The sequence below is a fragment of the Ruegeria sp. CDSA221 genome, from assembly GCF_059611825.1.
The window spans coordinates 141,820-165,409 of sequence record NZ_JBXWPK010000002.1 but is presented as its reverse complement, the minus strand read 5'-3'; the positions used below and the strand labels follow the sequence as shown (position 1 = coordinate 165,409).

20 protein-coding genes are annotated in these 23,590 nt (G+C 56.3%); 7 read left to right on the top strand and 13 right to left on the bottom strand.

Going from position 1 to position 23,590, the window contains the following annotated elements:
• Position 1 precedes the first annotated feature (1 nt).
• Both secD and yajC read right to left on the bottom strand, forming a co-directional pair.
• The gene (secD, locus tag AC2FJ5_RS03170) at positions 2–1,663 is read right to left on the bottom strand and encodes a protein translocase subunit SecD (RefSeq protein WP_496792447.1); all 1,662 of its coding nucleotides are present in this window, start codon (positions 1,661–1,663) and stop codon (positions 2–4) included.
• Positions 1,664–1,696: 33 nt separating this feature from the next.
• The gene (yajC, locus tag AC2FJ5_RS03165; protein ID WP_142633080.1) at positions 1,697–1,984 is read right to left on the bottom strand and encodes a preprotein translocase subunit YajC; all 288 of its coding nucleotides are present in this window, start codon (positions 1,982–1,984) and stop codon (positions 1,697–1,699) included.
• A gap of 202 nt (positions 1,985–2,186) precedes the next feature.
• On the opposite strand from yajC, the gene AC2FJ5_RS03160 reads away from it, so the two are divergent.
• The gene (locus AC2FJ5_RS03160; protein ID WP_496792445.1) at positions 2,187–3,848 is read left to right on the top strand and encodes a mechanosensitive ion channel family protein; all 1,662 of its coding nucleotides are present in this window, start codon (positions 2,187–2,189) and stop codon (positions 3,846–3,848) included.
• Between the two features lie 72 nt (positions 3,849–3,920).
• The gene (gene serS / locus AC2FJ5_RS03155; protein WP_496792444.1) at positions 3,921–5,213 is read left to right on the top strand and encodes a serine--tRNA ligase; all 1,293 of its coding nucleotides are present in this window, start codon (positions 3,921–3,923) and stop codon (positions 5,211–5,213) included.
• A 57-nt stretch (positions 5,214–5,270) separates the two neighbouring features.
• Here the strand turns inward: serS and AC2FJ5_RS03150 are convergent, their stop codons facing one another.
• The 5 genes from AC2FJ5_RS03150 to AC2FJ5_RS03130 all read right to left on the bottom strand — a co-directional run bounded on the left by AC2FJ5_RS03150 (position 5,271) and on the right by AC2FJ5_RS03130 (position 10,545).
• Positions 5,271–5,810, bottom strand: a complete 540-nt coding sequence (locus tag AC2FJ5_RS03150) for a helix-hairpin-helix domain-containing protein (RefSeq protein ID WP_496792443.1) — start codon at positions 5,808–5,810, stop codon at positions 5,271–5,273.
• A gap of 38 nt (positions 5,811–5,848) precedes the next feature.
• Positions 5,849–6,835 carry a fatty acid desaturase gene (locus tag AC2FJ5_RS03145; RefSeq protein WP_496700554.1) on the bottom strand — a complete coding sequence of 329 codons (987 nt, stop codon included), beginning with the start codon at positions 6,833–6,835 and terminating at the stop codon, positions 5,849–5,851.
• 165 nt (positions 6,836–7,000) lie between these two features.
• Positions 7,001–8,464: a ribosome biogenesis GTPase Der gene (gene der, locus AC2FJ5_RS03140; RefSeq protein WP_142633070.1), complete on the bottom strand. Its 1,464-nt coding sequence runs from the start codon at positions 8,462–8,464 to the stop codon at positions 7,001–7,003.
• Positions 8,465–8,512: 48 nt separating this feature from the next.
• Positions 8,513–9,835, bottom strand: coding sequence for a PQQ-like beta-propeller repeat protein (locus tag AC2FJ5_RS03135; protein ID WP_142633068.1), 1,323 nt, complete (start codon positions 9,833–9,835; stop codon positions 8,513–8,515).
• Positions 9,836–9,873: 38 nt separating this feature from the next.
• A complete protein-coding gene (locus AC2FJ5_RS03130) occupies positions 9,874–10,545 on the bottom strand; it encodes a hypothetical protein (protein WP_142633066.1) in 672 nt (223 codons plus the stop codon).
• A gap of 225 nt (positions 10,546–10,770) precedes the next feature.
• Between AC2FJ5_RS03130 and AC2FJ5_RS03125 the strand changes: the two genes are divergently transcribed.
• Both AC2FJ5_RS03125 and AC2FJ5_RS03120 read left to right on the top strand, forming a co-directional pair.
• Positions 10,771–12,003, top strand: a complete 1,233-nt coding sequence (locus AC2FJ5_RS03125; protein ID WP_271947728.1) for an efflux RND transporter periplasmic adaptor subunit — start codon at positions 10,771–10,773, stop codon at positions 12,001–12,003.
• Positions 12,000–15,779, top strand: coding sequence for an efflux RND transporter permease subunit (locus tag AC2FJ5_RS03120; protein WP_496792442.1), 3,780 nt, complete (start codon positions 12,000–12,002; stop codon positions 15,777–15,779). The genes AC2FJ5_RS03125 and AC2FJ5_RS03120 overlap by 4 nt, the downstream gene beginning before the upstream one ends.
• A 32-nt stretch (positions 15,780–15,811) precedes the next feature.
• On the opposite strand, the gene AC2FJ5_RS03115 is transcribed toward AC2FJ5_RS03120, so the two are convergent.
• The 3 genes from AC2FJ5_RS03115 to AC2FJ5_RS03105 all read right to left on the bottom strand — a co-directional run bounded on the left by AC2FJ5_RS03115 (position 15,812) and on the right by AC2FJ5_RS03105 (position 19,428).
• On the bottom strand, positions 15,812–16,216 hold the full coding sequence (locus tag AC2FJ5_RS03115; protein ID WP_496692368.1) for a DUF2147 domain-containing protein: 405 nt from the start codon (positions 16,214–16,216) through the stop codon (positions 15,812–15,814).
• A 51-nt stretch (positions 16,217–16,267) separates the two neighbouring features.
• Positions 16,268–18,073, bottom strand: coding sequence for an ABCB family ABC transporter ATP-binding protein/permease (locus AC2FJ5_RS03110; protein WP_496700558.1), 1,806 nt, complete (start codon positions 18,071–18,073; stop codon positions 16,268–16,270).
• A gap of 77 nt (positions 18,074–18,150) precedes the next feature.
• Positions 18,151–19,428: a LysM peptidoglycan-binding domain-containing protein gene (locus AC2FJ5_RS03105; RefSeq protein ID WP_496792440.1), complete on the bottom strand. Its 1,278-nt coding sequence runs from the start codon at positions 19,426–19,428 to the stop codon at positions 18,151–18,153.
• Positions 19,429–19,554: 126 nt separating this feature from the next.
• Between AC2FJ5_RS03105 and AC2FJ5_RS03100 the strand changes: the two genes are divergently transcribed.
• A complete protein-coding gene (locus tag AC2FJ5_RS03100; protein ID WP_496692371.1) occupies positions 19,555–20,118 on the top strand; it encodes an LOG family protein in 564 nt (187 codons plus the stop codon).
• Positions 20,119–20,154: 36 nt separating this feature from the next.
• Here AC2FJ5_RS03100 and AC2FJ5_RS03095 read toward each other — a convergent pair whose 3' ends face one another.
• The 3 genes from AC2FJ5_RS03095 to AC2FJ5_RS03085 form a co-directional block, all read right to left on the bottom strand.
• Positions 20,155–20,607 carry a baeRF12 domain-containing protein gene (locus AC2FJ5_RS03095; protein WP_496792439.1) on the bottom strand — a complete coding sequence of 151 codons (453 nt, stop codon included), beginning with the start codon at positions 20,605–20,607 and terminating at the stop codon, positions 20,155–20,157.
• A gap of 209 nt (positions 20,608–20,816) precedes the next feature.
• The gene (locus AC2FJ5_RS03090) at positions 20,817–21,698 is read right to left on the bottom strand and encodes a metallophosphoesterase (RefSeq protein ID WP_496792437.1); all 882 of its coding nucleotides are present in this window, start codon (positions 21,696–21,698) and stop codon (positions 20,817–20,819) included.
• A gap of 4 nt (positions 21,699–21,702) precedes the next feature.
• Positions 21,703–22,302 (bottom strand): superoxide dismutase, encoded by a 600-nt coding sequence (locus AC2FJ5_RS03085; protein WP_142633050.1) that lies wholly within the window; start codon positions 22,300–22,302, stop codon positions 21,703–21,705.
• Positions 22,303–22,404: 102 nt separating this feature from the next.
• On the opposite strand from AC2FJ5_RS03085, the gene AC2FJ5_RS03080 reads away from it, so the two are divergent.
• A complete protein-coding gene (locus tag AC2FJ5_RS03080; RefSeq protein ID WP_496792436.1) occupies positions 22,405–23,166 on the top strand; it encodes an FkbM family methyltransferase in 762 nt (253 codons plus the stop codon).
• A 102-nt stretch (positions 23,167–23,268) separates the two neighbouring features.
• Positions 23,269–23,547, top strand: a complete 279-nt coding sequence (locus tag AC2FJ5_RS03075; RefSeq protein ID WP_496792435.1) for a hypothetical protein — start codon at positions 23,269–23,271, stop codon at positions 23,545–23,547.
• Positions 23,548–23,590: the final 43 nt, after the last annotated feature.

Below are 23,590 nucleotides of genomic sequence, written 5' to 3'. Positions count from 1 at the left end.
GTCAAACCTCGATCGTTTTCGGACGGCGGCGTTCGAACCAAATCACGATCATCAGGCGCGTCACGAAGATCGCGGTGAAGACCGAGGTCAGAATACCCAGACCCAAAGTGATTGCGAACCCGCGCACTGGCCCGCTGCCCATAGCAAACAGGATTACAGCGGTAATGAAGGTGGTCACGTTGGCGTCCAGAATGGCCGACAGCGCTTTTTCATAACCCAGCTCAATCGCGCGGGCAGGACCTTTGGCAGATTTCAGTTCCTCTCGGATACGCTCGAAGATCAGTACGTTGGCATCCACCGCCATACCTACCGTCAGAACAATCCCCGCGATCCCAGGCAGGGTCAACGTCGCCCCAATCAGGGAAAGCAGACCGAACAACAGGCCAACGTTGATGATCAGCGCAATATTGGCGAAGATACCAAACAGGCCATAGCTGAGCGCCATGAATGTCAGCACCGCGACAAAGGCCACGATGGTTGCCACCTTACCCGCGTCGATACTGTCCTGGCCCAGCTCGGGACCGATGGTTCTTTCTTCCAGAAACTCCAGCCCGGCGGGCAGTGCCCCTGCGCGCAACAGGACAGCCAGATTTGTACTTTCCTCAACGGTGAAATTACCGGTGATGATACCAGACCCACCGGGGATATGACTTTGGATCACCGGGGCTGAGATCACTTCGTCATCCAGAACGATGGCAAAGGGTGCCCCGATGTTTTCCAGCGTGTAATCACCAAATTTGCGCGCGCCTGAGGTGTTAAATCGGAAACTCACCGCCGGGCGGCCATTCTGGTCAAACGCGGGCTGCGCATCGACCAGTTCCTCGCCCGTTACAACAGGCGCGGCATCCAACGTGTAATAGACGCCATTTTCGTCAATCGACGGCACCACCTCTTCGCCAACGCCCGCTATCGCATCGGGGTCGGTTCCGCGCCCAACGACGGGGTTAAAGGTTAGTTGCGCAGTCGTGCCGATGATCTCTTTCAACTCTCCTGCGCTGCCGATACCTGGCACCTGGATCAGGATACGGTCGGTGCCTTGCCTTTGGATGGTCGGCTCGCGGGTGCCCACCTCGTCAATCCGGCGGCGAATGATTTCCAGCGACTGACGCACGGTGCGGTCGTCTGAGGCCAGCTTCTCTGCCTCAGAAAGTTGTACAATGATCGTATCACCTTCGGCGCGGGCCTCGATATCCGTGGCCCCTACACCGCTGAGGGTCTGCACCTGACGGGCCAGACCTCGGACAACCTCCAGCGCGCGGGACATGCCCTCGGGCTGACTGATGCGAAGGCGAATCTCATCAGGCGCCGAGTCCTGGCGACGGATGGTGCCCACGGTGGCACGTTCGTCCCGCAGCGCATCCCGAATTTCGGGCCACATGGCGTCCATGCGGGATTCGTAGACGTCACCCACCCGAACTTCGGCCAAAAGATGCGCGCCACCACGCAGATCCAGTCCTAGATTGACCAGCGACGACGGCAGCCAGTTCGGCCAATGCGCCGCCTCTGCCTGCATTTCAGGGGTGTCGACGCCAAGCTCGATCGCCGCCTTGGCATCATTGGATTGTTCAACGCGCGTATAAAACGCATTCGGCAGGGCCATCAGCAAGCCAGTCACGCAGACCAGCCAGATCAGAACCCGCTTCCAGGTATCAATTTGCAGCATTACCCTGCCTTTTCAAGGGATTATATCGCGAAGTTACTTCGCCGGCTCAGTCTTGTTCAGAACCTGCGAAATGGTCGATTTAACCACGCGGACTTTGACTCCCTCGGCGATTTCGACTTCGATCTCGTTATCGCCTTCTTTGACCTTGGCCACTTTACCAATCAGCCCACCCTGGGTAACAACCTGATCGCCCCGGCGCACGGCCTCGACCATGGCTTGATGTTCCTTCATTTTCTTCTGCTGCGGACGGATCAGCAGGAAATACATGATCGCAAAAATCAGGATCAGCGGGAGAAACTGGGCGATTGCGCCACCTTCCATGGGATATTCCTTTTGGTTTGATACTGCGAAAATGCTCCGCAAATTTTGCGAGAACCTATTCTCTGAACCACCTGTTTGCAAGGAATGGCAGCACAGGTTTTTACAATGATTGGCTCATAATGATCAAAGAAATACACCAGGGTCGCAGATCGGTCCTTTGATCCGGGCTCGGCTGGGATATAGTTGGCCGGCAGGAGGACCGATGATTCAATTAATCCAAACGCTTGGCACGCTTTCGCGCATCTGGTTCACGCTTGTCTGGATTATGTTCAGCACAGCGATGGCGCTAGCACAGGATGCGCCAATCGAAACGCCTGAAACCTCTGAACAATCAGAGAATTTCAAAGCGCCGGTCATCATCGACGGCGAAAGCCTGTTTTTCCTGCGCGGATCCAGCGCCCTGCCCGCGCCCGAACGGGCCGAGACCGTTCAGAACAACATTATCCAAGTGGCCCTATCCTCGGAAAATCCTGAGGTTACCGTTACTTATGAGGATACGGAACTGGGCACGCGTATTCTAGTTGATGGCGTGCCGGTATCGACGGTCACCGTCGCCGATGCCGAAATGGACCAGATGGAGCTGGACGTCATCACCTATCTCCATGGCTCGGCCATCCATGATGCGATTGTCGCCTACCGCGCAAACCGAACCGAACAGGCGCGTGTATCCGGCGCGCTTGAGGCTTTGGGCTGGACGTTGGGGTTTGCCGTATTCATCGCCTTTATTCTGTGGCTGCACCGGCGCATCAGACGGCGGACCCTGAAATTCGTATCGCGCCATCTGAAGGACATGGAAACGGCAACAGCCAAAAGCGTTCAAGCCGAAGCCATTGCAGCCCTCGTCAGTTACGGTCTGAACTTCATATTGCTGGTCGTCTTCTTTCTGGGCTTTTACTACTACCTGTCTTTTGTTCTGCTTTCCTTTGCCGAAACCCGGTATTTCGCTCAGCTGTTGCTGACCTATCTGACCGAACCGGTTCTGCTGATCTTCAAAGGAGTGGTCAGCTATATCCCCAACCTTATCATGCTGGCGCTGATCGCCTGGTTGGCGATGTATATCATCAAAGGGATGCGCGTGTTCTTTGACGCGGTCGAGGCCGGCACATTCGAACTGGGCGATTTTGAAAGCCATTGGGTAAACCCGACATTCAACATTGCCCGCGTTTTGGTCATCCTGATCGCATTGGTGTTTGCAGTACCCTATATCCCAGGCTCGGATTCCGCAGCGTTTCAGGGGCTGACTATTCTGGTGGGTGCGATGCTATCGCTTGGCGCGAATTCGGTGGTCTCCAACATGCTGGCTGGGCTGTTTGTGATCTACCGCCGCTCAACCTCGATCGGCGATCGCATCCAGATTGGCGACCACATCGGAGACGTTGTACGGATCAAGCTGATGGAGACCCACCTGAAGTCTATCAAGAACGAGTTGATCTCGATCCCAAATGCGCAGTTGATGAATTCGGATGTGATCAATTTTTCAAAGAAAACAGATGGTAGCGGGCTGTTGCTGCATACGACTGTTGGTATCGGCTATGAGGAACCTACGGAGAAGGTCGAAGCGATGCTGATCGAAGCCGCACGCCGGACAAAGGCAATCAAGGCAAAGCCAGAACCATTCGTTTTGTGGACCGCTCTGGCCGACTATGCGATCAATTATCAGATCAACGGCTATACTACGCGGGGCAGCATCATCCCGAAAATTCGGTCAGACCTGCATCGCAATATTGTGGCTGTGTTCAATGAGAACAATGTGCAGATTATGACCCCGTCTTACATCGCCGATCCACCCGAGCCGAAAATCCCCACTGAAGGCTGGGATGGCCATCTGGCACATGAAGCACACGAGGGAACGGATAAGTCGTAACCGGTGCTACACCCTGCCTTTCATATGGTGCATAAGCAGGTTCAGTGATTCACGCATTTAAGGACCTGAACCATGCACGACATCCGCGCCATACGCGAAAACCCAGCCGCTTTCGACGCCGCCCTTGCGCGCCGTGGGGACGCGCCGGTGTCGTCGGACCTGTTGCGCCTGGATGAAAGCCGCCGTGCCAAGATTCTGGCCGCCGAAACCGCTCAGGCTGAACAGAACAAGGCCTCTAAAGAGGTGGGCGCGGCCAAGGGGCGCGGCGATGAGGTCGAGTTCGAGCGCCTGCGCGCGCTGGTCGCCGAGAAAAAGGCCGAGATTGCCCAGATGCAGACCGAGGCCAAGGATCTGGACGCCCTTCTGACCGATCAACTGATCCGCATCGCCAACCTGCCCGCCGAAGATGTGCCCGAAGGCGCGGATGAAAACGACAATGTCGAAGTCAACCGCTGGGGCACTCCGCCCAAGCTGGATTTTGCGCCCAAAGAGCATTTTGAGATCGAATCCGTCCAGACCGGTATGGATTTTGAGACCGCCGCGAAACTGTCCGGCTCGCGTTTTGTGCTGCTGTCCGGTGGCGTAGCCCGCATTCACCGCGCATTGGCACAGTTCATGCTGGACACACATATCAACGAAAACGAACTGACCGAGGTCAACGGCCCGGTTCTGGTTCTCTCCGAAATGATGCAGGGCACCGGGCAACTGCCGAAGTTTGGCGAAGACAGCTATCAGACCCGTGAAGGCTGGTGGCTGATCCCAACCTCCGAAGTGTCGCTGACCAATATCGTCAATGAAACGCTGATCGAAGAAAGCTATCTGCCTCGCCGCTATACCGCGCATTCCCTGTGCTTCCGGTCCGAGGCTGGCAGCGCTGGCAGAGACACCCGTGGGATGCTGCGCCAGCACCAGTTCGAAAAGGTCGAGATGGTCTCGGTCACCCATCCGGACAATTCGGATAAGGAACAAAAGCGTATGTTACGCTGCGCCGAAGGTATTCTGGAAAAATTGGGCATACCCTATCGCACCGTGATCCTGTGTACGGGCGACATGGGCTTTGGCGCGCGCCGTACCTATGACATCGAGGCATGGTTGCCCGGACAGGATACCTATCGCGAGATCAGTTCGGTCTCGACTTGTGGTGATTTTCAGGCCCGCCGCATGAACGCGCGGTTCCGCCCCGAAGCGGGTGGCAAACCGGAATACGTCCATACACTGAACGGCTCCGGTCTGGCTGTCGGTCGTTGTCTGATCGCCGTACTGGAAAATGGTCAGAACCGCGATGGCACCGTGACCTTGCCCAAGGTTCTGTCCCCCTATCTTGGCGGCAAACTGACCTTACAGCGGGACGGCACGCTGGCATAAGAAAACCGGCGCTAACCAACTGCGCCGGTCCTGAGAAAATCAAAAGGTGGAGGAGGTCTACTTCTTCGCCTTTTTCTTATCTTTTTTCTTACTCTTCTTCTTGCCGACTTTCTCTTTGGCGTCCTGTTTCTTTTGATCTTTTTTCTTGTCGTCCTTTTTGGACTTTTTATCCTTTTTGGCTTTGGCTTTCACCTTGTCCTTTGCCTTTGAGAATGCGGTCTCCATTTCCAGAAGCTTTTTGGCAGCTTTCTCTGCCTTGGCTTTTGCCTTGGCCTTTTTTCGCGCTTTGGCTTCAGCAGCGGCTTTCTCTTCAGCAGCCTTCTGGGCGGATTCCTCAGCCCGCTTCCGGGCGGCAGCAGTAACGCCCTTCCGAGCAGCTGGGCGCTTGGTTGCCGCGCGCGCAGTCGTGGCTTTGGCTGAAACAGCTGCTTTCGCCGCCGCTATAAGAACCGGTGCCCGTGCCACACCAATGCGGGGAACTTTGACGAGCTCTGCGGGTTTCGCGCTCGCAAGGTCTTCTGCGGTCTTGAAGCCATTGGCAATCAACGCTTGCCCAAGCACCTCGCCTACCCCCTTAACATCGGTCACTGCAGTCATCAAAGTTCCCTTCCTTCTCACATCAGTGCGGGTATCGGCTAGCTGCTATGGGCCAGCCCCCGGGATTGATCTTTGGGCGGGAAAGGCACAAGCCGTTTAGTGTCCTCATCCCAAAGTTTCAGATTCAAAGCCGCTACCGCCTCGGGGAATTTGATCCGACGCGGCGTATACTCGGACGGCAGGTTATAGTGGCATTCCCGCAGCCGGTAAGACGGGATGCGCGCGTTGAAGTGGTGTATGTCGTGCAATGTGATGCAGGCCACCGCATTATCAAACCACCAGCCGAAATCCAGCGCCGACGACCCCTGCAGCGCGGCCAATTTCGGATCCAGATCTGGGCGACGGTCCCAGTATGTGTCTTCGAAATTATGCTGAAGATAGACTAGGAAAACTCCCAGCATCCCGCCAAGGAAGGAAAAGGCCACCCAAACCAATATACCGGTCGCACCGGCGATCAGATACAGCAGGCCCAGGAAAATCAGGATCGACAGGTTGTGCAGCAGCACGCCTTTGACGCCGAACCGCACCGTATTCTTGGGCCAGCGGTAGCGAATGAAATAAGTAAACAGTGCTCCGACCGGTACCAGGACAAACGGGTTGCGGTATAGGCGATAATACAGCCGCGACCACCAGTTCGCCGCATTCCATTCCCTCACGGTCATGGTATGAATTTCGCCGGTCTCACGATGTTCCAGATTGCCGATGCCGGAATGATGCAGGTTGTGGTTTTGCTTCATCACTTCGAATGGAGCGAAAGTGAACGGGGACAGCCCATGCCCTGCCCATTCATTCTGTGCACGCGTTTCAAATAGCGAATGATGCCCGCAATCGTGCTGCAGCACGTAAAGGCGAACAGCGGAAAACGCGAAAACCACTCCGGCAGGCATCATGACATACCAGCGGTCCACATAGATGATGGCTAATGCCAACGATGAGAAATAGACCGCGAAAGTCCCAAAGTAGCTGATCGCGGCCAATCCATTATCCTGAACCGCGTATTGACGTGTGTATTCTCTCAAATCCATTCCGTCGGCTCCCCACAATGGCCCGTTGCAATGTGATTCTAAAAATGGGTGCGGTCTTCCCGCAAACAAGCGACACGCTTGGAAACAAAAGCGCGCCAGCGAATGCTAGCGCGCCATCAAAGGGCTGTCACGCCCCGAGATGAAAAATGCAACAGATTGGCGCAGTTACGCGCGTCCCTTCAAATGCTTGGCCAAGGCACCTGCGTTTTTCTTACGCCGTCCCTTGTAAGGGTTCTTGTCTCCCTGTCCGCGCAAGGTCAGTCGGATGGGGGTCCCGGGCATATCGAAACTCTCACGCAGGCCGTTGACCAGATAACGGTTATAGCTTTCAGGCATCTTGTCGGGGTGCGAACACATAACCACGAATCCAGGGGGGCGGGTTTTGGCCTGCGTCATATACCGCAGCTTGATCCGGCGACCCTGCGGCGCTGGCGGCGGGTGCTGTTCCAGCATTGCGATCAACCAACGGTTCAAAGCAGCAGTCGGCACACGGCGATTCCAGATATCATGGGCGCGTAGGATAGCAGCTCGCAGGCGCTCAAGCCCCCGCCCTGTTTTGGCGGAAACCGTGACCAGTGGCGCGCCGCGCAACTGCGGCAGAAGACGTTCGAATGATTCTTTCAGATCGCGCAGTTTTTCCTGCTTGTCCTCTTCGATATCCCATTTGTTAATGGCGACAACGACGGCTCGGCCCTCGCGTTCGGCCAGATCCGCGATGCGCAGATCCTGCTGTTCAAACGGAATCGCCGCATCCAGCAACACCACCACAACCTCGGCAAATTTTACTGCACGCAAACCATCCGATACAGAAAGCTTCTCAAGTTTTTCCTGTACCTTGGCTTTTTTGCGCATCCCCGCCGTATCGAAGATCCGCATCGGCGTGCTTTCACCCTCGGGGTCGGCCCAGTCGATCCGCAGGCTGATTGCATCGCGTGTGATCCCGGCCTCGGGTCCGGTCAACAAGCGATCTTCGCCAACGATCTTGTTGATCAGGGTGGATTTTCCGGCATTCGGGCGACCAACAACGGCAACTTGCAACGGCTTGGCGTCGGTGATCAACGGGGTTACGGCTTCGCCGTCTTCATCAAGCTCGATATCAGTTACGGGCGCTTCTTCGATCGCTTTTTCCGCAGCAGCATCCGCCAGAGGCATCAGATGTGCGTAAAGATCGGTCATCCCCTCGCCATGTTCACCCGACAGGCGGACCGGCTCGCCCAGACCCAGATTATAAGCTTCGAGCACACCGGCATCAGCCGCCGAACCTTCGGCTTTGTTGGCCGCAAGGATCACGTGTTTCGATCGTTTGCGCAGAATCTCGGCAAACATCTCATCTGTGGGCGTCAACCCCACACGCGCGTCGATCATGAACAGGCACACATCAGCCATGTCCACGGCGCGCTCGGTCAGGCGTCGCATCCGGCCTTCAAGGCTGTCATCTGTCGCATCCTCAAGACCCGCCGTATCAATAACGGTAAAGCGCAGATCGCCCAGACGCGCTTCGCCTTCGCGCAAATCGCGCGTAACACCTGGCTGGTCGTCGACCAATGCCAGTCGTTTGCCGACGAGGCGGTTGAACAAAGTGGATTTGCCCACATTGGGGCGCCCCACGATAGCGAGGGTCAGGGACATGTTACTCAACTTTCAAGACTCAGACGCGCCCTTTAGCGCATCTTGTCGTCAACGGAAAGCGTGCAGTTCACCTTTGGTCGAAACGACGTACAAGGTTTGCCCGGCAACAACTGGCGCCGTAGTGGCACCGCCGGGAACCTCGACGCGGTGAACCAGCGTGCCGTCGAGCGGGTTATAGAACCTTAGATAACCATCGTTCGATGCAACAACGATACGCCCACCGGCCATGATCGGCCCGTAATGCGCATAGATTGCGCCACGCCGACCGGGCTTGTCCTTGACGAATCCAGGCAAGTCCTGCGCCCACACAATCGAGCCATCCGAGGCATCCAAACGCACCAACTGACTGCGATCACTAATCAGGAAGATGCTGTTTCCAGCCGGCCAAACCGTATCAACGGCACCTTCATCCGCGGTCCATCTCCGCTCACCCGAAGTGGAATCGAATGCCACGGTGCGGCCCGAATGGTTGCCGATATAGATGGTATCGCCGACCACCATCGGGCCGCCTGTTACGTCAACGATCTGCGCTGCGGCGCGCCCGCGACGCCCACCAGCAACCGACGCGTTCCAGCGGCGAATACCACCTCTGCGGAACGTTGCAGCTATATCGCCCGAGCCAAATGCAAACACCGAGAAATCCGAGGCAATCACCGGCGCAGGCGCGCCCAACACATTGCCAACGCTTGGGGTGCCCTGAACCTGCCAGAGGATGCGCCCATCTTTTGTATCAATCGTCCATCCGATTTCATCTCCGGCGACAAGATACAGCAGGCCATCATTGATCAGAGGTGAGCCGCTGCCCGTAGCATTCAGGCGCTTTTGCCAACGAATGGCACCGGTTTTGCCATCCAGAGCGGTCAGGCGACCAAAACCAGAAGACACATAAAGAACGCCATTGGCATAGGCCAATCCACCGCCAGTTGCATCTGAATCCCCGTCGGTGCCAGGGATTAGATCTGTACTCCAGGCAACCTGCCCCTGCGGTGAGACCGCTGAAACGGTCGCTCCGGAATCCAGCGTGTAGACCAAACCACCTGCAACGACCGGCTCGGCCGTGATGCGCTGTTTGCGCGAATCTCCATCACCGATCGACGTTGACCACAGTTTCTGTGGAGTATTACGCAAAGAGGCATTTGTCGTCCGATACGCCGCGGTTCCCGGGCTTTGTGACCAGTTGGCATTGGCCGTCTGGGCAGGAAGGCTGATCGGCTTGGCCCCCTGGGTCTCAACCGTTTCATTGTCGGATGTGGGTCGGATGTCCTCACGAGCTCCGGGCAGGATGACCTCGGGTTCCTGACAAGCCGCCAGCAATGTCAGGGAAACAACCGCGACCGGCAACCCAATACGGGGGAAGAGACTAATCACCATGATACTCCGAACTTGCCTGTCATTTATTTTCTACCGGTTCAGCTTTGCCGTGCGACCAGCGGTTCCGGTTCACCACCCAACGCAACAATCAACTGTGTTGCGCGTTGCTGCAGATCTACGCCGATTTCAGCGTCCTGCCGCATTGCCTGCAAACGGGAAATGGCGGCATCGACTTGACCTTCGGACACTTCGATCAGTGCCAGTTGCTCCTCTGCCAGCAACCGCAATGGGGCTCCCGGCACGGCCAGCGCTTCGAATTGCTGACGCCGGTCTGCTACCGGCATTGTCTCGCTTTGCAGCAGCAAAGCCTTGAAGGTCGCGATGGCCCGGTAAATTTCAGGCAGATCACCCTGAACCGCAATGGCGTTCAGACTCTCAACAGCGCCCTGCCCGGACTCGATTTCGGTCTGCGAGGCAGAAAGCAGCATCTTTACAATCGCATCTCCACCGGGTGTTGGTGCAGGTACCAAGGCAAGATCATCGGCACGATCGGCGGACTCATTCTGTGCCATAGCGGCCAGAATCGCATCTCCCAGATCCTGTGCCTGACTGGTTGCGCGCGCTTTGCGCAGTTCGTTGAACGCGGCACCACCAACGATCAGAACAACCGCCACTACGCCAACCCAACCCCAACGGCGCAAAAGCAAGAACAGACGGTCGCGGCGCACCTCTTCGGTCACCTCATCAATGAAACTGTCGACGTCGCTCATCCCTGCTCCCCGGGCTTGTGTTCTGTGATATTGGGCAATGTCATACCCCGCTGCCATTGCCAAGCCAAGGGTCCGATTTCATACAATTCCCCCACCTGCGGATACCCTTGCAGAAAAAAGTGAACCGAACTATTCAGTTTAGTGTGGAAAAGATGAGGCCCCGCCCCCATTTCTAAGCATGCGCGCCGAGGGACAGTCGGCAAAGAATTCTGGGAGAGACCCTGTATGCGTTTGATTTCATTCGTAAACGCCTTTTTGGTGATTGTTGCCTTGTTCTATTTGGTATTCGAAAGGGATGCATTATTAGCATTCGCCGGCCGCGATGATTCAAACCCGGGCACTACGTCCGAGGCAGAATCTTCTGAAATTCCCGCAGAGGATCGGCACGTAATCCGTGTAGTTGCACAGCGCTCTGTCGCCCGCGAAGTAGACAGTGCAGTGACTCTGCGTGGACAAACCAGAGCAAACCGCGAGGTCGAAGTTCTGGCCGAAACGACGTCAACTGTCGTATCAGAACCCAAGCGCAAGGGCAGTTTTGTCGAAGCCGGTGATTTGTTATGTGAGCTGGATCCAGGCACCCGTCCGGCAAGCCTGGCCGAAGCAGCAGCCGCCAAGCTTGAAGCCAAAAGCCGGGTGCCCGAAGCCGAAGCGCGTCTGCTGGAGGCACATGCGCGCGTAGCCGAAGCCGAAATCAACTTGAAAGCCGCACGAAAGCTATCAGAGACCGGTTTTGGGTCGGAAACCCGCAGGATTTCCAGCGAAGCAGAAATGAGTACAGCTCAGGCTGGAATCAAAAGCGCCGAAGCCGGGCTGGAAGCAACACGTGCCGGTATCGAAGCGGCATCAGCCGAAGTCGAGGCCGCCGAACGTGAAATCGAACGCCAGACGATCGAAGCTCCATTCAAGGGTCTGTTAGAAAGTGACACAGCTGAGCTTGGAAGCCTTATGCAACCAGGGTCGCTGTGTGCGACTGTGATCCAGTTGGACCCAATCAAGTTGGTCGGGTTTGTTCCCGAGGCAGATGTAAACCGGATCATCGTAGGGTCCGAGGCTTCGGCCCAGCTGATCTCGGGGCTTCAAGTCTCTGGGCGGGTCACCTTCCTTAGCCGGTCGGCCGATGAGACCACCCGGACCTTTGAGGTCGAGATTACCGTTCCTAACCCCGACCTGACAATTCGGGACGGTCAGACTGCGGACATCCGAATCTCGGCTGAAGGGACCAAGGCACATCTGTTGCCTCAGTCCGCACTGACGCTGAATAACGATGGCAAAGTTGGTGTACGGACCGTTGGAAATGGGAACATTGTGGATTTCCTGCCGGTCACTTTGTTGCGCGACACCTCCGAAGGTGTCTGGGTCGACGGGTTGCCGGAAACGGCGGACATCATCATTGTCGGGCAAGAATTCGTGACTCGCGGCGTGATGGTTGAGCCAACTTATCGGGATGCAGTGCAATGACCGGAATAGTAAGCTGGGCCGCTGGCCGAGCCCGAATGGTTCTGGCATTTATCGCGATTTCCTTGATCGTAGGTGGATACGCCTATGTTGGCCTGCCGAAAGAAGGTGAGCCGGATATCGAAATCCCTGCGCTTTTCGTCTCGGTTCAGTTCCCCGGCATTTCCGCTGAAGACTCGGAAAACCTGCTGGTCAAGCCGATGGAAACCGAGCTGGCTGATCTGGACGGTCTCAAAGAAATGACGTCGACGGCTGCCGAAGGCTATGCCGGTGTCGCGCTGGAGTTCGATTTTGGATGGGACAAGACGGCGATCATGGCCGATGTCCGCGACGCCATGAACAGCGCCCAGGCCGATTTTCCTGAAGGGGCTGAGCAATATACCCTGACCGAGATCAACTTTTCTGAATTCCCTATTGTGATTGTCAATCTGACCGGGGCTGTTCCTGAAAGAACAATGGCCCGTGTCGCCAAAGACTTGCAGGATGATCTGGAAGCATTGGATTCCGTGCTTGAGGCAGGGATAGCCGGCAATCGAGACGAATTGCTAGAAGTGATCATCGACCCGCTGCGGCTGGAAGCGTATAACGTTACCGCCGCCGAGCTGATCAATGTTGTTCAGAACAACAACCAGCTGATCGCCGCTGGTGAGGTGGAAACCGATCAAGGCACCTTCTCGGTCAAGATCCCTTCGTCTTTCAAGACCGCCCAGGACGTGTATGACCTACCCGTCAAGGTCAATGGCGACCGCGTCGTGACCATGGGCGAGCTGGCGCAAATCAACTATACTTTCGAAGATCGCGAAGGCACCGCCCGCTTCAACGGCGAGGCCACCGTGGCACTGCAGGTCGTCAAACGCAAAGGCTATAACCTGATCGACACGGTCGACGAGGTCAAAGCCTCTATCGCAGCGGCCCAATCCAAATGGCCAGCCGAGATGCAGGCGGCGATCAAACTGGGCACCTCGAACGACCAGAGCCGGATCGTAGGGTCGATGGTCAGCCAGCTTGAGGGTTCGGTTCTTACCGCTATTGCGCTGGTTATGATTGTCATTCTGGCCTCGCTTGGGACCCGTGCCGCCCTGCTGGTGGGTTTTGCGATTCCAACCTCATTCCTGCTGTGCTTTGCATTCCTTGCGGTGATGGGGGTCAGCATTTCGAACATCGTCATGTTCGGTTTGATTCTTGCGGTCGGAATGCTGGTCGACGGGGCCATCGTGGTGGTTGAATATGCCGACAAGCGGATCAACGAGGGCGTGGGTCCCATGCATGCCTATGTCGAAGCCGCACAACGGATGTTCTGGCCGATCGTATCCTCGACAGCTACGACATTATGCGCCTTCTTGCCTATGCTCTTTTGGCCCGGCGTTCCGGGCGAATTCATGGGGATGCTGCCAGTTACGCTGATATTCGTTTTGTCGGCGTCGTTGATCGTTGCACTGATCTACCTGCCCGTGATGGGCGGCGTTTCCGGCCGCCTCAGCCGCGTGTTTGACCGGTCGTCGAACTGGCTGAGGGCGCGAACAGCCTGGTGGGTTCGGGCAGCGATGGTTCCCCCGTCGTTATACCTGATCTTCCTGGGGGCGATGCAGACACTGAACCCGAATTACCTGGTCGATTCAGGTAGTTCAGTTCTTGGAATGATCCTGTTCATGCTAGGTGCGTTTGCCGGGTCGGTCACCCTGAGCGCGGCAAAAATCGAACGCGCCCCGGTTGAGCATGTGCAGACCAGCCGCGAACACACACGCTTTGGGCATGTGGTAAAGTTCCTTGTGGGCAACCCGGTCATGCCGCTTGTGTCAATCCTTGTGATTGGCTTCGCCGTGTATCTGGTCATGACGGCATTTGGGGAAAACAACCGCGGAGTTGAATTCTTCGTTGAAAGCGAACCAGAGCAGGCCACGGCCTATGTCCGTGCACGCGGCAATATCTCTTTGGCCGAAAAGGACCAGATGGTACTCGCCGCAGAAGAGATTATCAGTGCGCACCCGGCTGTTATCAACGTCTTTGCATTCGCTGGTGAAGGTGGTTTGGACACCGGTGGACCCGGTGGCCAATCCCCGGCTGATACCGTTGGTCAGGTTCAGTTCGAGATCATCCCTTGGGAAGACAGACCGAACGTCTCGGAACCGATTTTCGGAGGATTGTTGGACCGGCACACAGTGGCGCCAGACTATGACGGCGATTATGTTCTGGAAGAGTTGAACAGGGAGCTTGCGCAGCTACCGGGGATCATCGTTGAGACCTTGCCGCTTGAGCAAGGGCCAGGCTCTTCCAAACCTGTCCATCTGCGGATCAAGGCCGATGGCTGGCAAGAGCTGACATCAGCCACTTTGGCCGCACGTGAGGCATTCGACGCCACCCCGGGCCTTATTAAGATCGAGGATACGCTGCCCCTGCCCGGTATCGATTGGCAGATTGACGTTGATGTCGCCAAAGCAGGCCGGTTTGGCGCAGACGTAGCCACCGTCGGTGCGATGGTACAGCTTGTTACGCGTGGCCTTTTGCTGGGCGAAATGCGCCCGGACAACGTGGATGATGAAATCGAAATCCGTGTTCGCCTGCCTGATCAGGATCGTGTCTTGTCAACGCTTGACACGCTCAAGGTCCGCACGGTCGATGGTTTGGTGCCACTGTCCAACTTTGTCTCGCGCAAACCAGTCGCCAAACTGGCCGAAATCAACCGTGTCGATCAGGAACGTTATTTTGACGTGAAGGCGGATGTTGAGCCCGGCCTGAGCAATGTTGTGGTCACAGGACCGGATGGGGCCGATCAAAGATTGGCAGTGGTGCGTGAACTCGCAGAGGGTGAAAGCCCCACAGCTAGCGCATTGGCATTTCCCGATGGCACTCAGTTCGAACTGATTATGCTGACCGAGGCAGAAAGCACCGATGCTTTGCGCACGCTGATCGAATCCGGTGACGCGCGCACCAGTCTGATTAACCCGAACGAACGGATTGTTGTGTTGACTGAATGGCTGGAAACCGATCCTTTTGGCAGTTCCGTCAGCTGGACATGGACAGGTGATCAGGAGGATCAGGCCGAATCCGGGGCGTTTCTTGTGAATGCCTTTATGGGCGCGTTGGGGCTGATGTTCGTTATTCTGCTCGCGCAGTTCAACTCGTTCTACAATTCGATCCTGGTTCTGCTGGCCGTGGTACTGTCCACAACAGGTGTTCTGATCGGTATGATGGTGATGCAACAGCCCTTCTCGATCATCATGACAGGAACGGGTATTGTGGCTCTGGCGGGGATCGTGGTGAACAACAACATTGTTCTGATCGACACCTATCAGGAATATAGCCAGTACATGCCAAGGATCGAGGCGATCATACGCACTGCCGAGGCACGCATTCGTCCGGTTCTGTTGACCACACTCACCACGATGGCTGGCCTTACCCCGATGATGTTCGGGCTGTCGCTGGACTTTATCAACGGCGGGTATTCGATCAACAGCCCCACAGCGCTGTGGTGGAAACAGCTGGCAACCGCAGTTGTCTTTGGCCTTGGTATCGCGACGGTACTGACGCTGATCGTGACGCCTTCGCTTTTGGCTATGCGGGTCTGGGTGACAACCTATGCCATCTGGTTGGGTAAGATTTTGGCTCGCGCCACAGCGGGAAAATCCAGCCAGGTGGCGCTGGATATGGCCATCGGTAAAGCCGCGATGAATGCTCAGGCAACCGAAATGGTCTGGGATGATGAGCTGCGTACCGACGATCCGAGCGCTGACAGTTCCGGGAAAGAACCGACCGGTTCACCGCTGAAAGCAGCCGAATAAAGAGCAACAGGGTTGGGCAATCCAGCCCTGTTTTACTCGCGCGTCCAGGTTTGATGCGCACAAATGTGATGTTCACACCCTTTGACCATCAGAGTGTCACCCTTCAGCGTCATTTGCGGAACTGCATCAACATCCACTAACGGCACCCAGAATTCACCCCCGCCATATTTACCACCGCCTTGGCTGCCGACATCCCAAAACAGTTTCTTTCCGATATTCGGCGTCTGTACTGCTTTTCCGCTGGCGTCATATGCAGATAAAATCTGACCACAGAACTTGTCACCGCAGGCTGTAATTTTGATGTCAGAGACGAGGTTTTTCCGGTCCGGCTCGGTCTTCCAAATTCCGATGATGGGGTCTCCAAGCGCATAGACCGGTGTAAGTGTGGCAACTGCCGCTATGGCTGGCACAATGAACTTGCGGAAATATTTATGCATAACAAAACCTCAGATGAGTGATCTGTAGTGTAACATAGTTTGGGCCGCCTATCAGGCCGCCTGCATATCCGATTGCTGGCGATTCCAAAGCTGGGCATAACGCCCCTCACGTTTCAGCAATTCATCATGCGTGCCTTGCTCCAGGATTTTGCCACGCTCTAGCACTACAATACTGTCTGCCTCGGCGATTGTGCTCAGGCGATGGGCAATCGTCAGAACCGTACGCCCCTCGCCCGCATGGGCCAAAGCATCCTTGATGTCTTGTTCTGTATCTGTGTCCAGCGCCGATGTCGCCTCGTCCAGCAAAAGGATTGGCGGGTTTTTCAGCAGCGTTCTGGCAATACCGACCCGCTGCTTTTCCCCACCCGACAGCTTTAGCCCGCGCTCACCGACTGTCGTGTCATAGCCTTCGGGCAACGTAACTATGAAATCGTGGATCTGGGCAGCCCGGGCGGCGGCTTCGACATCTTCCTGCGTGGCTCCGTCGCGTCCATAGGCAATGTTATAGCGAATGGTATCGTTAAACAGCACGGTATCCTGTGGCACCACTCCGATTGCCGCGTGCAGGCTGGTCTGCGTGACGTCGCGCACATCCTGCCCATCAATTTTCAGCGCGCCCCCGGTGACATCGTAGAACCGGAACAGCAACCGACCGATGGTGGATTTACCCGACCCCGTCGCACCCACAATCGCTACGGTTTGGCCCGCAGGAATGGTAAGGGAAACACCTTTGAGAATTTCCCGCTCAGCATCATATCCGAATTGTACATCATGCAAGGTAACCTCACCCCCTGTTACATCCAGATCCGGTGCATCGGTCTTGTCGACCACTTCGGAGGGTTGTTCCAACAGGTCAAACATCTGGCCCATATCGACCAGAGATTGGCGGATTTCCCGATACACCGTACCCAAAAAATTCAGCGGTACGGTAATCTGTATCATATAGGCGTTGACCATAACGAAATCGCCCACGGTCAGCGTCCCGGCCTGTACCCCAATGGCTGCCAAGACCATCACACCGATCAATCCGCAGGTGATCAGAAAGGACTGCCCAAAATTTAGAAACGCCAGAGAATACGCAGTCTTGAGAGCCGCCCCCGCGTAGGCTTTCATTGACACATCATACCGTTCAGCTTCACGCGTTTCGGCATTGAAATACTTGACGGTTTCAAAATTCAGCAGGCTGTCGATGGCACGCTGGTTCGCCTCGGTATCCTGATCATTCATCTCGCGGCGCAGTTTCACGCGCCACTCGGTCACTGCAAATGTGAACCAGATATACAGTGCGATCGTTGCCGCGACGACCACCAGATACCAGACATCAAACAGCCACATCAGAATGATCGCAACAAGCAGCAGTTCAAGGATCAAAGGCCCGATGGAAAACAGGAGGAAACGCAAGAGGAATTCGACCCCCTTTACGCCGCGCTCGATAATACGGCTCAGACCGCCCGTGCGCCGCGTCACGTGATAGCGCATCGACAACTGGTGGATATGCTGGAAAGTCTCCAATGCCAGTGCGCGCAATGCTCGCTGCCCGACAGGAGCAAAGGCCGCATCCCGCAACTGCTGCAAACCAACAGTCATCATGCGCGCGACACCATATGCCACCGTCAACCCAACAGCACCCAGCGCTACGGGGGGAACGCCCTCGCCCGCCAGGCTATCAACCGCGCCTTTGTACAAAATCGGGGTGTAGACCGCGATCAACTTGGCCAGAACCAACATGCCCATTGCAATCAGAACGCGGCGCTTAACCCAGGGTTCATCCTCGGGCCAGAGATAAGGCGCAACTTTCCGGATTGTACGCCAGCCAGAGCTGCGCGCGTCCAATTTTGGGATATTGTCGGAATTCATCGGGGCTACTCGTCTCTTCACGTACCGGAACTGCGGTCAGAGAGTGCCCCTGACCCCGGAAGGTCAGAGGTACAGGATTATTCCGGAATGGTGAATACCTGCCCCGGATAGATCAGATCCGGGTCGCGGATCGCGCCTCGGTTGGCCTCGAACAGTTTGACATACAAGACACCATCGCCAAATCGTTCCCGAGAGATAGCCCAAAGCGTATCACCCTTTTGTACTGTAACCGAACGGATGGCCGGTGTTTCCTGAGAGGGTGCAGGCCCATCGTCCACTTCGGCCACGCTCAGAACTTCTAGAGGCTCACGCTTGAACGGGGTTTCCAGACGGCTTTTAACCGTGCCGTCCGAGGCTACCTCATCCACACGCAGCGTATACACACCGGGATCAATGCCTTCGATCTCGCTGCGCCATTTTCCATCATCCGTGGGCTGCATATCAGCGACCAGTTGGTTGTCCAGGTACACGCGTACCGCGGAACCATCAGCCACGCGGCCGGTCAGCTCGACCTCACCCGTGTCTGAATACCCGATCGTATCCAACGCGACCTGATCAGGTTCGGTGCTCTGAGGCGTCGCAGGTTGGACAAGCTCGACCCCGTCTTCCCCCGATCGCAGGATCGCAACCTGTTGTCCTTGCGTGGAATCTGCCGTTTCTTCAGAAGATGTGTCGCCGGTTTGAGCGACCTGCCCCGCCTCGGTTTCATCGCCGCCTGCGGATTCGTCGGCGAGGGTGGTTTCCGCCGTATCAACCGATGCGACCTCTGGTTCGGGTTCGGGCAAAGCCGCAATCAGATAGTCATCAGAGCGGACCGGTTGATCGACCCCATCGGTTTCCAGTGTCAGACCGCGTGCGGCCGTGGAAAACGGGATCGACACGAATTCGGCAAACTGCCCGCTGTCATCAACGGTAAAGCTGTGAACTGCCTCACCGTCCAGCAATACCCGCACCTTGGCGCCGGGTTCTGCATTTCCGGACAGAACAGCATTCCCGTCAGGCTCAACAAAGATCTGATCCAAGGCCGGAGGCGTAACTTCGGCAACTTCCTCAGCCGGTTCAGCAACCTCCTCAGCCGATTCAGCGGTCTCGTCAGCCTCTTCGGTCGGAGCCTCGGCTGCTGCCGTATCCGTATCAGTCGTCGCATCGGCCTGCGGGGTTTCTTCTGTGTCCGAGGCAACGGACACGTTCTCAGACGCATCCTCAGCCACATCTTCCTGCGCTGTTGGGTCGAGAGACGTGCCGTTAAACGCGCCGGAAAAATATGCACCGCCGACGCCCAACAGAACCAGCAAACCGGCGATCACCCCCCAGGTGAAAGATCTGGGGCTCTCGCTTCCCGAATTGGAATCCATACTCTTCCTTTCACTCCGCAGCGCAAATGCCTTATCTACAACGCATTCTGCCTGACGGTTGAGCCAATCTATCAATACCGCTATCACGGGTCAAAACCCCAGATACAACCCCGGAGAAGCCTCTCGATGTCTCAGAAATCCGTCTGTGTGTATTGCGGGTCACGCAATGGCGCCCAAACCAGCTATTCCGACGCAGCCCGCTCCTTTGGTCAGCTTCTGGCGCAGGAGGGCTGGCGACTGGTCTATGGCGCGGGCGATGTGGGTCTGATGGGCGAGGTCGCGCGTGCGGCCCAAGCCGCCGGAGGGGACACGTTCGGCGTGATTCCCGTTCACCTGCTAAAGCGCGAGGTTGGCAAGACAGACTTGACCCGGTTCGTGATCACCGAAACGATGCACGAACGCAAAAAGGTCATGATCATGAATGCCGATGCGGTGGTTGTCCTGCCGGGTGGTCCGGGTTCACTGGACGAATTGTTCGAAGCCCTGACATGGCGACAGTTGGGTCTGCACGACAAGCCCATTCTGGTCATGAATGTTGATGGATATTGGGATGCCCTCCATGATCTTGTGCAGCAGGTCATCGGCCAGGGATTTGCGGACACATCTCTGGCCGATTTCATAGCGTGGGTCGACAGCCCGGAAACGGCGATGTCGACCCTGAGAGCGATGTTGGTCCCGCATAAGGGCTAGTCGGGCGGTGTGACCCGCCCGCAGATTGCCGCAGACCTAGGTGGCGGGTTTTAGACGGCTGATCAGAACCTGTTCCACTTTGTTCAGCGGGTGGTTGGTCAGGGTCTTATCAACCTCGGCCACCACTTTCCTTAGGACTTCGCTGTGCAGGCGGCGGCGCAGAAGCCCCAGAACATGAGGGCTGGCGACCAGTACCAGGCGCTTATATGCCCCCTTCAGGCCTTTGCGATTCAACAGATTTGCCACATCCTGCACGAACAGAGACTTGGCCTGCGATTTCCACTTGGGTTCCTCAACGGCTGATTTCTGATTGAGCCCGTTGTCAGAGCGTCGCCCTGCCCGATCCGAAGGCCTGACGCCTGAGCCGTCGCTTTCTTCGACCGAGACAACCACCAGATTGGGGTCTTCGGCATCCGTGATATTCTCCATGAACAGCGCCTTTTCCCCGTCGGCAATGACAATCCATGTTCCCCGCGATAGTGCGACCATTGTGATCTCCTGTTTTGGTTTTTCTGAGACCATCCCTCGTGTTTCAGGCACGGCTAACCGTTTACGCAGCTTTGTTTTTCGCCGCGCCGCCTGTGTTTTTTGCAAGTGATTTGCGGCTCTCTCCTCCGCTCCCTTTAAGGTAGGCACTGCGCGCCATCTTACAATCCGGCCGGGCACCGAAACTGCAGCAATAGGCGGGTTTTCACCGGTCAGGAGGACAGTTCGATGACCGTAATCTCGGGCGTTACGCCTAAACGGACGGGCAGGATCGAACAACCGATGCCTCCGGACACAACCAGATCACGATTGCCTTCGCGCACATGCCCATAGGCATAGCGATTGCCGAATTTCGAGGGCACTATCGGCGACCAGCCAAACAGCCGGACCTGCCCGCCATGAGTATGGCCCGACAGGGTCAGCGCCACACGATCCGGGACTTTCGCAAAGATATCAGGCTCATGCGCCATCATCACCACCGGGGCGTCATCCGTGATCTGCCCAAGCGTCGCTGGCAGGTCGTCCAGCCCCTGGTACCGACCATTGCCCGTATAAATCGCCAACTGATCTTCCAGACCGGCAAGCCAGATACCAGCACCATCCAGTTTAAAGGCCTCGTTTGACAGCACAGGGATCCCATTCTGCCTCAGCGCATCGCTGTACAAATTCGGCCCGCCCCTGCGCTTTTGTGCGGACCGGTCATCCCACCAGTCGTGATTTCCCAGAACCGCATAGACACCATGCTTTGCCTGCAACCCGGACAACACCGGCGCCAGATCGGCAATTTTAACCGGTTGTAAATTTATCCTGTGCCCGGCGGCATAGTCACCCAACAGCAGGATAAGGTCAGGTGACAGAGCGTTTGTGCGCCGAACGATCTGCTGGATTCTTTTCAGCCCCACATAGGGCTCACCCACATGCAGATCAGCAAGAACCGCGATCCGCAGCGGCGGTGCGGTCCAGTCCGCGCGCCGGATCCGCCACTTACGAACACGCAGGCGCAGCGCGGGTTCGATGAAGAAACCATACGTGGCAGCAAAAAGGCCTGCCAGCATCACTGCCAGCAGGCCCTTTATGAACCCTCTACGGGTCACTGGATCACATCCGCGAAGCGACGTTTTCCCAGTTCACCAGATTGTCGAGGAAGTTCGACAGGTACACCGGACGCTTGTTGCGGAAGTCGATGTAATAGGAATGCTCCCACACGTCGCAACCCAACAGAGCAGTCTGACCAAAGCACAGCGGGTTCACGCCGTTTTCGGTCTTGGTCACTGCCAACGAACCGTCCGCATTCTTGACCAGCCACGCCCAGCCCGAGCCGAACTGACCGGCACCAGCTGCGCTGAACTGCGACTTGAACTCGTCAACCGAGCCAAAGCATTCGACCAGCGCCTTTTCCAGCTCGCCAGGCATGGCGTTGTCGCCGGGGCCCATCATCTCCCAGAACTGGTTGTGGTTCCAAAGCTGACTGATGTTGTTGAAGATGCCGTTTTGCGCGACGGCATTTGCGTCGTAGGTGCCGGTGATGATTTCTTCCAGCGACTTGCCGTCCCACTCGGTACCGGCGATCAGCTTGTTGCCGTTGTCGACATAGGCCTTGTGGTGCAGGTCGTGGTGAAATTCCAATGTTTCGGCGGACATGCCCTTGGCTGCCAGCGCGTCGTGTGCATAAGGAAGATCAGGAAGTTCAAAAGCCATCTCGGCCCCCTGTTGAAAATGAATGTTGCGGTTTCCAAAGGTTAAATGCTTTGGCAAGTGCCGCAGGTCAAGGGCAGAGATCATAAAACCCGGAGGTCCGCGATGCTAACTCAGGCGCGCAAGATGTTTTACCGCGCCCGCGGATACTATGCGGGCAGCCTGAATGGCGAGCCTTTCCGGCTGGATCCCTACCACTCGAAGTTCTGGCGCAAGGCCTCGGCCGGCGCGTGGGAGCCCGAGACTTTTGCCGTGCTGGATAGATATCTAACGCCGGACAGCGACTATCTGGACATCGGGGCATGGATCGGCCCAACGGTGCTGTACGGTGCCCGCAAAGCCCGCCACGTCTGGTGTTTCGAACCAGACCCCACCGCGTTTCGGCATCTGGCGTGGAATCTGGACCTGAACGACATTCGCAATGTTTCGGCATTTGGCGTCGCATTGTCGGATCAATTCGGCGTGGCCCGTATGGCATCCGTTCGCGGTGAACCCGGGGATTCCACCAGTTCACTGTTGCATGATGCGGCGCATGGGACAGATGCATTGACCATCGAGTGGGATCAGTTCGAGGCCGTAAATGACCTATCGGGTGTATCTCTGGTCAAAATGGATATTGAGGGGGCTGAGTTTTTTGTACTGCCGACGATCCTGCCCTGGTTGAAACGGACGCGACCCACTCTGTACCTCTCGCTCCACTCACCGCTTTTGGCTGAAAAGGACAGACACCAGCGGACATCCGACCTGCTGAACAGCCTCTCCTTTTATTCTAAAATTACTGACGAAACCGGACGCCCGCTGGATGTTCAGAAAGCGCTCAGCCCAACGGAAATGACACGATACCATACCGTTTTATTTACTGGGTAGTAATTCGGCCATTAGCCCTGTCGAAGTAGGTGTTTCCCCACTTGCAACCCAAGTGTGAGCTCGTTGAAGTGCGCCCACGGATTAGTTTGAAGGATAACAAAAATGAAAGCTTCGCTTACGGCGATTGCTGCGATGATCGTTTCCTCGCATTCAGTTTTAGCTGGTACTGTCGAATACAAATGTGAAATCACGAAGCCGGACGGCCACGGTTGGATCGCGCCCGAATATTTTTTTCAAGTAGATACTGACACGCGCGAGGCCAAAGTTGTCAGCGGCCATCACGATTGGACCAGCGCCCAACTCAAAGTGAAAAAAGTGGCGAATATCGCTTGCTTTGGAACGTCACCCTCCGGTCAAGCGAAGGACAAAATCTGCGCATGAAATATCAGGCTAATCTTAATTCGGCAAAATACACTGTCAAAGT